This is a genomic window from Sphingobacteruim zhuxiongii, assembly GCF_009557615.1.
In the GTDB taxonomy this organism is placed as follows: domain Bacteria; phylum Bacteroidota; class Bacteroidia; order Sphingobacteriales; family Sphingobacteriaceae; genus Sphingobacterium; species Sphingobacterium zhuxiongii.
In genome coordinates this window covers 1,185,950-1,200,564 of record NZ_CP045652.1, presented here as the reverse complement: position 1 = coordinate 1,200,564, position 14,615 = coordinate 1,185,950, and the positions used below count along the sequence as shown (strand labels likewise).

General features: G+C 37.9%; 14 protein-coding genes. 11 read left to right on the top strand and 3 right to left on the bottom strand.

Features of this window, described 5'->3' with window-relative positions:
• The first annotated feature begins 145 nt into the window (after positions 1-145).
• The gene (locus tag GFH32_RS05190; protein ID WP_153510068.1) at positions 146-748 is read left to right on the top strand and encodes a phosphatase PAP2 family protein; all 603 of its coding nucleotides are present in this window, start codon (positions 146-148) and stop codon (positions 746-748) included.
• Positions 745-1,572, top strand: coding sequence for a ZIP family metal transporter (locus GFH32_RS05185; RefSeq protein ID WP_153510067.1), 828 nt, complete (start codon positions 745-747; stop codon positions 1,570-1,572). The genes GFH32_RS05190 and GFH32_RS05185 overlap by 4 nt, the downstream gene beginning before the upstream one ends.
• Positions 1,573-1,575: 3 nt before the next feature.
• Here the strand turns inward: GFH32_RS05185 and GFH32_RS05180 are convergent, their stop codons facing one another.
• Positions 1,576-2,055: a MarR family winged helix-turn-helix transcriptional regulator gene (locus GFH32_RS05180; protein ID WP_153510066.1), complete on the bottom strand. Its 480-nt coding sequence runs from the start codon at positions 2,053-2,055 to the stop codon at positions 1,576-1,578.
• Positions 2,056-2,161: 106 nt separating this feature from the next.
• Between GFH32_RS05180 and GFH32_RS05175 the strand changes: the two genes are divergently transcribed.
• From GFH32_RS05175 to GFH32_RS05145, 7 genes are all read left to right on the top strand, one after another.
• Positions 2,162-2,401, top strand: coding sequence for a FeoA family protein (locus GFH32_RS05175; protein ID WP_153510065.1), 240 nt, complete (start codon positions 2,162-2,164; stop codon positions 2,399-2,401).
• Positions 2,401-4,503, top strand: a complete 2,103-nt coding sequence (gene feoB / locus GFH32_RS05170; RefSeq protein ID WP_153510064.1) for a ferrous iron transport protein B — start codon at positions 2,401-2,403, stop codon at positions 4,501-4,503. The genes GFH32_RS05175 and feoB overlap by 1 nt, the downstream gene beginning before the upstream one ends.
• A complete protein-coding gene (locus GFH32_RS18610; protein WP_370626496.1) occupies positions 4,419-4,652 on the top strand; it encodes a FeoB-associated Cys-rich membrane protein in 234 nt (77 codons plus the stop codon). The genes feoB and GFH32_RS18610 overlap by 85 nt, the downstream gene beginning before the upstream one ends.
• Positions 4,653-4,844: 192 nt before the next feature.
• Positions 4,845-6,275, top strand: a complete 1,431-nt coding sequence (locus tag GFH32_RS05160) for an amino acid permease (RefSeq protein ID WP_153510063.1) — start codon at positions 4,845-4,847, stop codon at positions 6,273-6,275.
• 99 nt (positions 6,276-6,374) lie between these two features.
• Positions 6,375-6,974, top strand: a complete 600-nt coding sequence (locus GFH32_RS05155; RefSeq protein WP_160366790.1) for a lysoplasmalogenase — start codon at positions 6,375-6,377, stop codon at positions 6,972-6,974.
• Between the two features lie 191 nt (positions 6,975-7,165).
• Positions 7,166-9,376: an ATP-binding protein gene (locus GFH32_RS05150; RefSeq protein WP_153510061.1), complete on the top strand. Its 2,211-nt coding sequence runs from the start codon at positions 7,166-7,168 to the stop codon at positions 9,374-9,376.
• 8 nt (positions 9,377-9,384) lie between these two features.
• Positions 9,385-9,978: a biliverdin-producing heme oxygenase gene (locus GFH32_RS05145; RefSeq protein ID WP_153510060.1), complete on the top strand. Its 594-nt coding sequence runs from the start codon at positions 9,385-9,387 to the stop codon at positions 9,976-9,978.
• 11 nt (positions 9,979-9,989) lie between these two features.
• Here GFH32_RS05145 and GFH32_RS05140 read toward each other — a convergent pair whose 3' ends face one another.
• Positions 9,990-10,451, bottom strand: coding sequence for an Lrp/AsnC family transcriptional regulator (locus GFH32_RS05140; protein WP_153510059.1), 462 nt, complete (start codon positions 10,449-10,451; stop codon positions 9,990-9,992).
• Positions 10,452-10,578: 127 nt separating this feature from the next.
• Here GFH32_RS05140 and rocD point away from each other — a divergent pair, with 127 nt between their 5' ends.
• Both rocD and GFH32_RS05130 read left to right on the top strand, forming a co-directional pair.
• On the top strand, positions 10,579-11,841 hold the full coding sequence (gene rocD / locus GFH32_RS05135) for an ornithine--oxo-acid transaminase (protein WP_153510058.1): 1,263 nt from the start codon (positions 10,579-10,581) through the stop codon (positions 11,839-11,841).
• 2 nt (positions 11,842-11,843) lie between these two features.
• Positions 11,844-12,800: an arginase gene (locus GFH32_RS05130; protein WP_153510057.1), complete on the top strand. Its 957-nt coding sequence runs from the start codon at positions 11,844-11,846 to the stop codon at positions 12,798-12,800.
• A gap of 70 nt (positions 12,801-12,870) precedes the next feature.
• On the opposite strand, the gene asnB is transcribed toward GFH32_RS05130, so the two are convergent.
• The gene (gene asnB / locus GFH32_RS05125) at positions 12,871-14,565 is read right to left on the bottom strand and encodes an asparagine synthase B (protein ID WP_153510056.1); all 1,695 of its coding nucleotides are present in this window, start codon (positions 14,563-14,565) and stop codon (positions 12,871-12,873) included.
• Between the last annotated feature and the right edge of the window lie 50 nt (positions 14,566-14,615).

Sequence of the window (14,615 nt, the reverse complement as noted above, 5' to 3'; positions counted from 1 at the left end):
AACAATTAATTCGATTATTATTCTTTTTTTCCAATATTTATCTATCTTTGTTGCAACTATGTTTCATTTGCAATAATCGAAAGGCTACTTGCATTTTTTTTTTAGATTTGGTTTGATAAATTTTAGACAAATCTATTTCGCAAATATGTTAGATAAAATAATTCAATTCGATCAAGATTTCTTCTTAGCCATCAATCAAGGACTTAGCAACCCAGTCTTCGATTGGTTATTACCCATCTTGAGAAATCCGTATACTTGGTCTCCGCTATATTTATTCTTAATTATCTTTTTCATTAAACACTATGGGAAAGTTGGTGTATTAATCGTCGCATGTACTTTGGCGACGTTTGGAATCTCTGATGCCACCTCCTCACACCTGATTAAGAAAACGGTGAAACGAGTACGACCATGTAATGATGTCGTCTTTAAAAATGAAATTAATTTAAGAGCGCGTTGTGGATCAGGCTATAGTTTCACGTCATCTCATGCGACCAACCACTTTGCAATGGCCTTTTTCTGGATTGTATTATTCCGTAGAAAATGGCGCCATACTTTATGGTTATGTATTTTATGGGCGGCTTCTATATCCATTTCACAAATATACGTAGGCGTGCATTATCCGCTCGATATTCTCTGTGGTGCCATCGTTGGCATGCTCATAGGTTTAGGGACAGGCTACCTATTTAAACGTTTCTTTCCGAAATTTTTCGAACCCAAAAATAATATTCCACCAACAATACCTGCATGAGTAGTTTCCTAATTGTATCCATTCTATTTCTCTCTGCTTTAATTAGCGGAATTGCTGTATTCTTTGTAAAAAAAGACAACACACAACTTCTAAAACTAATTTTATCGTTTAGTGGTGCCTATCTCTTTGCAATTACCGTTCTCCACTTAATCCCAGAAGTGTACCATAGCGGACAAACCTCTGGAGAAGTAATCGGACTATATATACTTGGGGGATTTCTTTTCCAACTTGTACTTGAACATTTTTCACAAGGTATTGAACACGGACACATACATCAACACGAACATAAGTTTCCTGTTGGAATTTTAATCAGTTTATGCTTACACGCGTTCCTAGAGGGATTTCCTCTTGCGTCAGGGCACAGAAATGAATTGGTTTTTGGGATCGCGATTCACCATATTCCGGCAGCGTTCGCCTTAGGAAGTTTATTGATTAATACGAAATTATCGAAACAAACAATCTCCATGTTCATCGCTGTATTTGCAGCAATGACACCACTAGGCTTTCTAATAAGCAAAGGCCTATCTCAAGGTGATATCGGTGATATGTCGCAGTATTTTGATAAAATGATGGCCGTAGTAATTGGTATATTCTTACATATTTCTACCACCATTCTATTTGAATCAGGTTCTGCAGATCACCACACCTTCAACAAAAAGAAAATGGCAGCCGTGTTATTAGGCGTATTGGTTTCTCTAACCAATTTCCTATTCCCTCATGAGCATGAACACCATAATCATGGTCCTGCTCAGGAGCAACACGACCACACTGAAGATGGCCATGATCATAATCATGATCATGAAGGACATGACCACAATCATTAATCGCTAGACTTCTGAAATCTCTTCGTTGCTTGGTCCTCTAAATTTATCTAATAACTCACTTAGTAGAAGACATTCTTTTTCAGTGATGTGATTAGGTAACAGGTCGTCGAGCATCATTGAGCTTTCGATTTCTTCGAGTAGATTTAATCCTTTCTGCGTAATAACTAGATCAACAGCACGCTTATCGATGCTGTTTTTTTCTCTAGTAACCAACCCTTTGGTTACTATGCGATCGACTAAACGACTAATATCAGGCGTTTTAGTTAGCAATCGCTCTTTAAGTAAATTGTTGGTTACTGGATTTGGATATTGTCCCCTCAATACCCGAAGTACATTAAACTGTTGTAACGTCAGCTGCTTCGCACCGGCTCTCTTCTCCAATACCACATTCAGCCAGTTGTTACTGTAAATGATGTTAATGGTCGCGCGATGCCAAGCACTAGCAAATTTTCTGACCTTTACTAGCTCTTCAATCTTTGGCATATTTTAATACATTAGTGTGACTTAGCTTACAAATTAAAAGATTTTAATTCTTTATATTTGCTTCCGTTGAGATATTTTTATTAAAATTTAATCTAAATAAGTACAGATGCAAGATGTGATTAGCCTGGACAAGCTAAATATTGGAGATAGAGTTAAAATCAACGAAATACAATCCCTAGAAATACCCGCGAAATATTATGAACTCGGATTCTACCCCGGTTCATTAGTTGAAGTAAAACATAAAGCGCCTTTGAACGGCCCTATATGTGTTAATATCATCGAAAACAACGCACTAATCGCAATCCGAAAATCTGAAGCAAAACTTATCGTCGCAGAAAGAATCTAATGGCAAACCCAACAATCATTCTATTAGGGAATCCTAATGTTGGAAAAACATCCCTATTCAACAGACTTACGAAATTAAACCAAAAAGTAGGTAACTACCCTGGTATCACTGTCGAGAAGCGCGAAGGAACGCTTAGTGCGAACGGCAAAAAGTACCATATAGTTGATCTTCCAGGTACTTATACACTATTTCCTAGCTCATTAGACGAAGAGATAGTATTTAATGTTTTAAGCGACAAAAACAACCCACTATATCCAGATCTAACACTGGTTGTCGCAGAACCTTCCACGATTAAACGATCCATTATTCTTTACCAACAAGCTCGTGAACTTGGTGTTCCAGCGGTCTTTGTATTGAACATGATCGACGAACTTGAAGAGAAGGGCATGCAGATCGATTTCAATAAGCTCGAAGCCTATCTGCAAGCAAAGGTCTACAAGACCAATGCGCGAACAGGAAAAGGAATCGATGAACTCATCAAAGGCTTGGATCAAAAAGTTGGTCATTATTTCGGTAATTACCAGATCCCCGATGCATATCAAGCAGCAATGGATGAGGCAAGAGCATTGTTCCCTTTAGCAACGGAATACCTGACCTGGCAATACCTTGCTCAGGAACATATCAGTAACCTGCCTAAAGAAACGCAAGATAAATTAGCGAATATCAGAAATCGATATGGACTAAATGCGCATGATTTACAAAAACAAGAATCACTTACTCGACATGATAAAACAAGTGGGGACTTAGATTCTTTCATCTTAAAGACTGAAAACCATAAATTAGACAGCACCAATAAAATCGATAGGTTTTTACTGCATCCCGTATTCGGATATATCATTTTCTTTGGTCTATTATTTCTAATCTTTCAGGCGATTTATTCTTGGTCCGGTCCTTTGATGGATTGGATTGATGGCGCTTTCGGTGATTTAACGGCTTATTTGGACGACAAGTTACCAGACGGACCGCTTTCTTCACTTTTCATCTACGGAATTGTGGCGGGTATTGGTGGAATTGTAATATTCGTTCCACAGATTGTTATTCTTTTTCTATTCCTTTCTATTATGGAAGAATCAGGCTATATGAGTCGGGTTGTTTTTCTTATGGATAGATGGTTGAAGCCGTTCGGGCTGAATGGAAAATCAGTAATACCATTGATGTCTGGCGTAGCTTGTGCTATACCTGCTGTCATGTCTGCGAGAAACATTGAGAACCCGAAAGAACGACTTCTAACGATGTTAGTAACGCCATTTATGACTTGTTCTGCGCGCTTACCAATCTATATTGTTATTATCGGTTTAGTGATTCCTGATGAGAAATTCTTAGGATTCAATATGCAAGGTATTGCGCTTTTTGCTATGTACATATTAGGTATTATAGGCGCCCTTTTCTCCGCTCTGATACTCAATAAAATTATTAAAAGCGTCCGTTCTTCATTTTTGATTTTCGAATTGCCGACCTATAAAATGCCAGATTGGAAAAACGTGGCTACTAACGTTTGGGATAAGGCATCAGGCTTCCTTGTTGATGCTGGTAAAATTATTCTATTAATTTCAATCGTACTTTGGGTATTAGGTAATTTCGGCCCTAACGATAAGTTTTACAAAGCGGAAGATTATGTCGTGCAAACTAGTCCAAATCTAGAAGGAGACGAGCTTGCTAAGGCTGTTTCATCGTACCAACTGGAGCATTCTTTCTTAGGATATATCGGCATGGGAATCGAACCTATTGTACGCCCCTTAGGTTACGATTGGAAGATGGGTATCGGTTTAATCTCATCGTTTGCTGCAAGAGAGGTATTTGTAGGAACTATGGCTGTTGTATACAGTCTCGGGGATGATGTAGATATTGAAGATGACGATCAAAAGAACACGCTTCTATCAAAAATGCGTTCTGAAATCAATGCAAATACCGGACAGCCAGCCTATAATATGGCTTCAGGAATATCGTTATTATTATTTTACGCCTTCGCAATGCAATGTATGGCGACTATAGCAGTTGTCCGTAAGGAAACTGGCTCATGGCGCTGGACGCTGATACAAACCCTATTTATGACGGGTCTTGCTTACCTAGCGGCATTGATTGCGTATCAAACATTAAAGTAATGGAAACTAGTTTAATCATCCAGTACATCATTATCTTTCTCTTATTTATAGGGGCCTTATACTTTATTTTTCGTTCATTTTTCCCTGGAAAATCAAAGAAAAATACTGCTGGTTGTGGTAAAGGGTGTGGTTGTAATCTGGATGTATAGCGAACAATAAATATATTATATATTCAAGATAGTTCCTCTTATTGAATAATTAGGGAATGCGAAAATATCCCCAATTTTTACGCATGATTCCTGAAAAGTAAAATGAAAAATCTATCTTGCAGCAGAGAGCGATCTTTGGGCAAGATAGAACCTATATTAGCTCCAATCATTTGCAAAAAAATAATCTACAAGGTGCAGGAAAATCAAGAAAAAGAACTTAAAAGAGGATTAAGCAATCGTCACATTCAGCTTATTGCTTTAGGAGGAGCTATTGGAACAGGTTTATTCTTAGGCGTTGGTCAAGCGGCAATACTTGCGGGACCATCTGTTATTTTAGGTTATGCGATAGCAGGCTTAGTTGCATTTTTCATTATGCGACAGCTAGGTGAAATGGTTGTTGAAGAACCAATATCAGGAAGCTTCAGTTCGTTTGCAAATAAATACTGGGGGCCTTTTGCTGGCTTTGCCTCTGGCTGGAATTATTGGATTCTATATATTCTCGTCAGCATGGCAGAATTAACAGCTATTGGAAAATATGTGCAATTTTGGTGGCCAGAAATCCCTTTATGGGCATCCTCTTTATTCTTCTTCTTTATTATTAATGCCATCAATCTCGCTTCTGTAAAAGTATATGGAGAAACGGAGTTCTGGTTCTCGATCATCAAAGTATTGGCAATTATTGCGATGATAATATTCGGTTCCTACCTCCTACTCTCAGGAAATGGAGGCGATCGTGCAAGCGTCGCCAATCTATATAACGATGGTGGGTTTCTCCCGAAAGGATGGTTAGCGCTAGACGGCGCTGGAGGATATCAAGGATTACTCGCCGCGCTCGTCATAATTATGTTTTCATTCGGCGGTCTGGAACTGGTAGGTATCACTGCAGCTGAGGCTGAAAATCCTGAAAAGAATATCCCTAAGGCAACTAATCAAGTGTTGTGGCGTATCCTCGTGTTTTACGTTGGTGCTCTTTTTATATTATTCTCATTAATGCCTTGGCGGTCAATTTCCGCTGATACAAGTCCCTTTGTTGAAGTCTTTGCAACATTGAAAGGATTTGAATTCCATCTCTTTGGTAAAACATTCTACTTCACAACGATTATTGCGAATGCATTAAACGTTATTGTACTGACAGCGGCGCTATCAGTATATAACAGTTGTGTTTACAGTAATTCCAGAATGCTTTACGGGTTGGCAGAACAAGGAAATGCACCAAAATTCTTAAAAAAACTAAATAAAAACCACTCCCCTGTCAATGCAATATTAGTTTCAGCAGGAATCGTTGCGATTACTGTTGTGATCAATAAAGTAATTCCAAAGGAAGCCTTGGGAATCTTAATGTCACTTGTTGTATCCGCATTAATTATCAATTGGATTATGATTACGTTGACTCATATGTTCTTCCGCAAGAAGAAAGATCAGCAAGGTATTAAAACCAAATTCCCGACAATACTATATCCAATCAGTAATTATTTCAGTTTGGTATTCTTGGTTGGTGTCCTTGTGATGATGTGGTTCACAGGCTTAAAAATATCAGTTGAACTCATTCCTCTATGGCTAATTCTACTGTTTATTAGCTATAAGCTTGTCGAGAAAAACAAAAAGAAGACTTTAGAGACATAGCCGATTCACATATTGAAAAAGACCATTCCTCATATTGTGTATTTTCTTCTATTTGCTATTCATATGTATAGCGTTTCAGAAGATTTACAGAGCTTGAGAATGGCAACAAAACCATTAATCTGTGTTGTTCTGATTGCGTACCTATTCCAGGCGACCAGATTAAAAAGTACTTTTCAAAAGCTTGTTGCCGTAGGGCTAGCATTTGGGTTAATTGGCGATATCTTTCTAATGCTTCCAAACAAATTCTTATTTGGTTTAGGAGCCTTTCTTATCGGACATATTTGTTATGTAGTTGCATTTTATAAACAGGTCTACTTTATCCAATTAAATAAACATAAGATACGCCTTTTAATTGCCCTCATATTATCGCTGTATTCATACAATTTTTACAACCTGCTATCGCCTAGTTTAGGTATTGAAAAATACCCAGTCATACTTTATATCTTCGTCATTGCTATGATGGGCTACTTTGCATTCTTAAGAAAATATCAAACCAATTTGTGGAGTTTCTTAGCCATTATGATTGGAGCGGTACTCTTTATAATCTCTGATTCTATCTTGGCTGCTAATAAGTTTGTTGCCTATATCGCTAATTCAGGATTAATCATCATGGGTACCTACATGCTTGCTCAGTATGGAATAACCCTTGGAACAGTCCTAGACAACAGTAGAAAAGCTATCCCATCTTCGATTAAATAGTAAAAAATAAGATTCCTGAAGACGATTTCCTTTGTTCCATTGGAAAGAATTGAAAAGTTTCCGTCGGGATTGAATAAGAGGCGACTTTCTCAAAAATTTACTTATCTTGCTTCCGTATTTCGAAAAAAGCTGTTTAAACACACTTTACAAGAAATAAACACACACTATATTTCTTCTAATTACTGCAATTTATGACGATCGACGCAAAGAAATGTGAAGACGAGCAAATCCATCTTCTTGGGCTCATTCAGCCTATTGGATTTCTATTTATCTTGGATCGAAATCAAACAATTTTAGCGCATAGCGATCTCCCAGAGAATGCAGACACTGAATTTCTCACTCGAGATATCCTGGGGAAGAAGTTTTCCGACGTTGTTACAAATCAATGGAAAACCTTAAATCCAGAATTAGAAGAGGCACTATCCAATATGGATATACAGAATTCCCTCCGCTTAACTGAAGAGGTAAATTTAGGCGACATTCCATATTATGGTTCCCTTTATAAGATCGACGACCTTTTCTATTTAGAATTCGAAATTAAGTCGCAAACAAAATTCACTCAAAACCTATCCTTTAATAGTCATTTAAACACACTTTCACGATCTACAGATAGCCTTTGGGACGATGTTGCCAAGATTATAAGGCAATTGATGCCATTTGACCGCGTCATGATATACAAGTTTAATGAAGACAGTAGTGGGATAAATGTTGCTGAATCGCTAGCGGATGAGAATCTTAAAAGTTATTTAGGTTATAATTATCCTGAATTTGATATTCCTCGTCAGGCACGTGAGCTTTACACAAAAAACCATCTACGTTTTATTGCCGACGTAAACGTTGAACCGCATCGGATGAGATCCCTCAATAATCAACCCTATGATTTACAACAGGTAGCCATTCGTTCGCTTTCTCCAATTCACTTACAGTATTTGAGAAATGCCGAATTCAAAGCGAGTTTGAGTATTTCAATCTTGGTGATGGGGAAGTTATGGGGTTTAGTATGCTGCCAACACCGTGAACCGCTATGTATTGATTTACAACAGCGTAATTTGGCATTGACGGTTACACATTATGCTGCGGCAAGATATCAACAGTTATTAAATGAAAAGCAGTTGCAAGATGTGGAAGAATCACTCCAACTTGAAAGCAAAATAAAAGAGTCAATCCTTTTGAAAAACAATGTATTTCAAGAACTGAAGAGTTTTAGCTTTGATTTAAATGAGTTCATGCAAAGTCAAGGATTAGCTATTCTTCAAGAAAATGAAATCCATACTTTTGGAAAAACGCCAGCCCGATTAAAAATAACAGAATTCGTCAATTCATTAACCAAGCTTAACAAAGAGATTTATCTTTCGAATCATCATCATGAGCATTCAATCGACGGTGTACAGCAGTCATTTCAAGCATTTCCAGGTGTTGCCTATTTGAATATAAGAGGACCACAAGGTTTTCATATCGTGTGGTTCAGAAAAGAAATAGAGACCTTGAAAAAATGGGCCGGGAAACCCGAGAAACCTTACGTTTTTGATGACAAAGCTAAGGCTAACATCCCTTCTCCACGAACGTCTTTTAACCTATGGATGGAAGAAGTTAAAGGAACATCTGTAAAATGGTCTTACCGTGAATCTATTTTCGTGGAACGTCTTAGAGATCTTTTGCAAGTAACGTTACTTAAAAAGGCCTCCGAGATATCGCATCTCAATGAACAACTTATTGAGATGAACAACGCCTTAGACACCTACTCGTATACCATAAGTCATGATCTAAAAAATCCGCTCTCTGCGATAAAGCTTTCGGGCGAGTTTCTACGTTCAAAAGAAAACATTCCTGACCATTTGAAACAACGTATGACTTCAAATATCTTGGATGGAGTCGAAACCATTGTAAACATGCTTGACAAGATACACGAGTTTTCAAAATCTAGTGTCTTCAAGTATGAACCGGAATTAGTAAGAACTGACAAGTTTATTGATGAAATTATTGTTCATAGTAAGGACAGATTTTCTGGTGAAAAAACAAATGTTGTATGCGGTGACTTACTACCTGTATATGGAGAGAAAACGTTGATCTATCAACTATTTCTCAACATTATCGCCAATGCAATTAAATACTCTGCAAAATCTAAAAATCCTACAGTACAGATCGAGTCTTATTTAGAAAATAACGGCGTTATGTATATCGTTAAAGACAATGGTATCGGTATTGAGAAAGCAGAGCTAGATTCTATTTACGAGATCTTCAAACGTATGTCTAATTCAGTAGGCTTTGATGGATCTGGGGTGGGAATGGCTATTGTAAAAAGAATTGTAGATAAGCTCGAAATAAAGATATCGATCCAAAGTACGGTAGGAATCGGTACAGAAATATATCTTTACTTTCCAAATTACGACGATAATAATTAAGACACTTTATGACGCTTTTATCAGATACACTAAAAAACGAAACGCTAACATCTCATCAACGAGTGGAGAAAATAGTGATTAAGCAAATCAAGGAAATCGAAACAAAGGACGATTACATCAATTTGCTTAATAAGTTTTATGAATTCTATAAAGGGGTTGAAGATGTTATTTTCCCTTATCTAGAGCAAAACCCTGTAGCTAAGGAGCTTTGCTCTCGTAGATCATCCATGATACTAAACGATTTAAATGTCTTAGGTCAGGAATCCCCAAATAGCGTGACTAGATCCTCTCCTATTCCACAAAATTTTGAAGAAGCGCTCGTTGCCCAATATGTTTTAGAAGGATCCTCTTTAGGCGGTCGCTACATTGCCCAAATGCTTCAAAAAAAAGGAATAAACGAAGGTCTAACATTCTTTCTTGGCGACAAAGAGGATTTTATGTCGCATTGGCAAACATTCAAAAACATGCTCAATTCTATTGATACCGTTGATAATTTTCCAATATTGATAGATTTTACAAACGCTGTCTTTACGTGCTTCGGTCTAATTATGGATGAAAACTATCAATTAGAAGACGCTGAGCTTAATTCCAAACTCATTTAACCCAATCTAGTTTATAGGATTACATTTCTTTTAAACGCACATCCCAATTCTATCATAGAGTCTGTCTTGGCTATACCAGGGATATTGTCAATTTGTTCGTATAGCAATTGGCGCATATGCTCATGATTTTTTGCAAGAATCTTAATGTAAAGCGTATAATTCCCCGTGATGTAGTAACACTCTGTTACTTCTGGTATCTTCTTTAATTCTTCAATAACTCTTTTTGAGTCGCCATCTTTCTCTAAACTAAGGCCTGTATATGCCCCCCAATCATAACCCAATGCCCTTTCATTTAACACGGGACGAACGGCTTCTAAAATCCCCTGTTCTGTCAAGCGATTAATGCGTTGATGAACCATCGTATTAGAAACGCCAAGTTCCAAAGCAATAGAAGAATAGGCTATACGGCCATCTCGATCAAGAATCTTGAGTATGTTGACGTCAAAATCGTCTAGTTTATTTGCGTTATCCATAGAAGTAGAAAAAGTCAAATTAAATTAATAACAAATATCATTAAGTCAATCAAACTCAAAACATATTGTTTTTGAAAAAAAATAACTTAATTTTGATTTTTCGAACCTACGTAAAAATTCTTTAATTATGAATATCTCGAGTAAAAAAAACAACGCTCAGCACTATATCAACTTAGAAGAAAAATATGGCGCGCATAACTACCATCCCCTTCCTGTAGTTCTAGAAAAAGGAAACGGTGTATATGTTTGGGATGTCGAAGGCAACAGATATTTTGACTTTCTTTCTGCTTACTCTGCCGTAAATCAAGGCCACTGCCATCCCCGAATTATTAACGCATTGAAAAAGCAAGCAGAACAGCTCACATTAACCTCCCGTGCTTTCTACAATAATAAATTAGGTGAGTTAGAATCTTTTCTATGTCAACTTTTTGGATATGATAAAACACTCATGATGAACTCTGGTGTTGAAGCTGTTGAAACAGCCATGAAATTATGTCGAAAATGGGGATATCAGATTAAAGGTTTACCAGAAAATAGCGCAAAGATTGTATTTGCAAAGGATAATTTCCATGGACGAACATTATCAGTGATCTCCGCATCCAATGATTTGACGGCTACCCACAACTTTGGACCTTTCATCGAGGGAATCTTGCAGGTTCCTTACAACGATATCGAAGCGTTAGAGCGCTTATTCCAAACCGAACCACATATCGCCGGATTTATTGTAGAGCCTATACAGGGCGAAGCTGGAATTATTGTACCAGCAGAAGACTATCTCCAAAAAGTCAGAGCATTATGCACAAAGTACCGTGTATTATTCATTGCTGATGAAATTCAAACTGGAATTGGACGTACAGGAAGTATGCTAGCTTCCTATGATATCTTGGATCCGCATTCAATGAGTAAACCTGACGTTATTATATTAGGGAAAGCGTTGTCTGCTGGTGTACTGCCCGTTTCAGCTGTTCTTGCTAATGACGAGGTGATGATGACCATTCATCCGGGAGAACATGGTTCAACTTATGGTGGCAATCCTTTAGCCTGTGCAGTAGCGTTAGAAGCCGTACAAACGGTTATTGATGAAGATCTTGCCAACCATGCCAAACAAATGGGAGAACTCTTTAGAAATGGCTTAAACAACATTGCAAGTCGTTGTCCTTTAATCACCAATGTCCGCGGTAAAGGACTCTTAAATGCAATTGTTATTGATGCAGACGAAAACGACGAAACTGCTTGGAACATCTGCTTGTCCTTTAAGGAAAATGGTTTATTAGCAAAACCTACTCATGGAAATAAAATACGCTTAGCCCCTCCTTTAGTTATCAGTCCAGAAGAAATAACAGAAAGTCTTCGCTTGATCGAAAAGTCTTTGAGTAAATTCACTGAATAATTATGGAAAGACCAATTGAATTGATCAAGAATAGGTCGGATATCGGCGCAGGAACCCGCGGTGCAGACCTAGGCATTGACGCTATGGAGATCGCAGCAATCAATAAGGGCAGCTATTTCTTCAAAAAGTACCCACATATTGACGTGCCAACGAGAAATGAATCAATTTATGAAATTGAAGGAAATACTCGTGCAAAACATATTAAACAGATCTATCAGCAATGTAAAGACCTGAGTTCCATTGTAGAGAACAGCTTAATGGGAGGGAATTTCCCGTTAGTTTTTTCTGGAGATCATTCCTCTGCTATCGGCACTGTAGCTGGTATTCGGGCTAAATTTCCGAACAAAAAACTAGGCATCATTTGGATTGATGCACATGCCGACATTCATTCGCCCTATACCACGCCTTCAGGAAATATGCATGGAATGCCTATTGCAGCAATTTTAGGCATAGACAATACGTCGGCAAAAAAAAATGATATAACTCCGGAGACACATGCCTACTGGGAAAAGCTCAAGGCAATGGTGGATCAAAGCACCCCAATTCGAAAAGAACATATCGTTTATTTCGGCGTTCGCGACACGGAAGAAGAAGAAGACCATCTCATTGACAAGCTTGGCATTAAGAACTTTAGAGTTGAAGAAGTTCAAAAAAGGGGAATTAACTCTTGTCTTGAAGAATGCCAAACAAGACTTCAAGATTGCGAAATACTCTATATCTCATTTGATGTGGATAGTATGGATAGTGATTTAGTATCTGAGGGAACAGGAACCCCTGTCCCGAAAGGCTTTCTACCTTCCGAAGTGCAAGAAATCATAAATAGTCTCTTAGCGGACAAAAGGGTAACTTGTTTCGAAATCGTCGAAGTAAATCCATTGTTAGATAAGCAGGGTAATAAAATGGCGGAGATAGCATTTGATATTCTCGAACAGGCTTTCGGTCTCTCGAAAACCAAATAAGTCTATAAAAAACTAAAGGAGATCTTAAATAGATCTCCTTTTTTGTATGTATTTCACTATTCTACTAGTCTTAATCTACAATCGAAGCAGGTTTGCTTTTTTCATAACTTTCATTATGTACGGAAGCTACTGCACGACCAGAAGGATCATTCAAGTTTTGGAAAGATGCATCCCATAATAATGCTTCGGGCGTACTGCATGCAACCGATTTTACGGAAGGTACAGTCTTCGCCGCAGCTTCTGAAGGGAAATGTCTTTCAAAAATACTACGATATAAATACTCTTCTTTGTTCTTTGGCGTGTTAATAGGGAAACGTCCAGCTGCCGTTTCAAATTCAGTATCCGAGACAAGGCGCTCAGCTTGTTCTTTCAAGGTATCAATCCAAGAATATCCAACACCATCTGAAAATTGTTCCTTTTGACGCCATGCAATACTCTCTGGTAAATAATCCTCAAAGGCCTTACGAACAACCCACTTCTCCATCCTACCATCTTTAATCATTTTGTCCGCAGGATTAATGCTCATCGCAACATCCATAAATTCCTTATCTAAAAACGGTACACGGCCTTCTACTCCCCATGCCGCTAAAGACTTGTTCGCACGAAGGCAATCATACAAATACAGTTTCTTCAGTTTACGAACGGTCTCTTCATGAAATTCTTGAGCATTAGGTGCCTTATGGAAATATAAATAACCACCGAATAATTCATCGGAGCCTTCTCCTGACAATACCATTTTGATACCCATCGATTTGATGACACGCGCAAGCAAATACATCGGTGTAGACGCACGAATGGTTGTAACATCATAAGTTTCCAAATGATAAATAACATCACGAATAGCATCCAAGCCTTCTTGGATCGTAAAATTTACCTCGTGGTGAATGGTACCGATATGGTCAGCTGCCTTTTTAGCTGCAATCAAATCTGGTGAGCCAACTAAACCTACAGCAAATGAATGTAGCTGTGGATACCATGCTTCCTCTTGATCCTTACTTTCAATACGCTTTGAAGCAAATTTCTTAGTCACAGCAGCAATTACTGAAGAGTCTAGACCTCCTGATAATAATACACCGTAGGGTACATCAGACATCAACTGACGATGAACAGCATCCTCCAATCCTTTTCTCAACACATCTAAATCAGTTGTCGCGTCTTTCACTGTATCGAAACTCTCCCACTCTCTTGTATACCACTTTTTAGGCGTTAACCCTTCTTTACTGTATAGATAATGTCCTGGAGGGAATTGATCCATCTCTACGCAAAAACCTTCTAACGATTTTAGTTCAGATGCCACGAAGATTTGCCCCGATTCATCTTTACCGTAATATAACGGGATAATACCCATATGATCACGAGCGATAAAAAACGAATCATCACGACCATCGTATAGTACGAAACCAAAGATTCCGTTTAATTCTTCCACAAAGGAAGGACCTTTTTCTAAATATAACGCTAATACAACTTCTGAATCAGAAAGTGTTGAAAACTGATAATTTGGAAGAGAATTTCGTAGGTCTTGGTGGTTATATATCTCTCCATTTACAGCTAAAACAACTTGTCCATCTGGACTAAATAAAGGTTGACTTCCCGATTTTGGATCTACAATAGCTAAGCGCTCATGAGCTAATATCGCACGATCAGAACTAAAAATACCAGACCAATCTGGTCCGCGATGACGAATTCTTTTCGACATTTCTAAGACCTGCGATCTAAGGCTCCCTGAGGACTGTTTCAAATCAAATGCTCCTACGATTCCACACATAAAATTTAAATTTTAATATCTAATTCTTGTTTTTGTTTATTGAATGACAC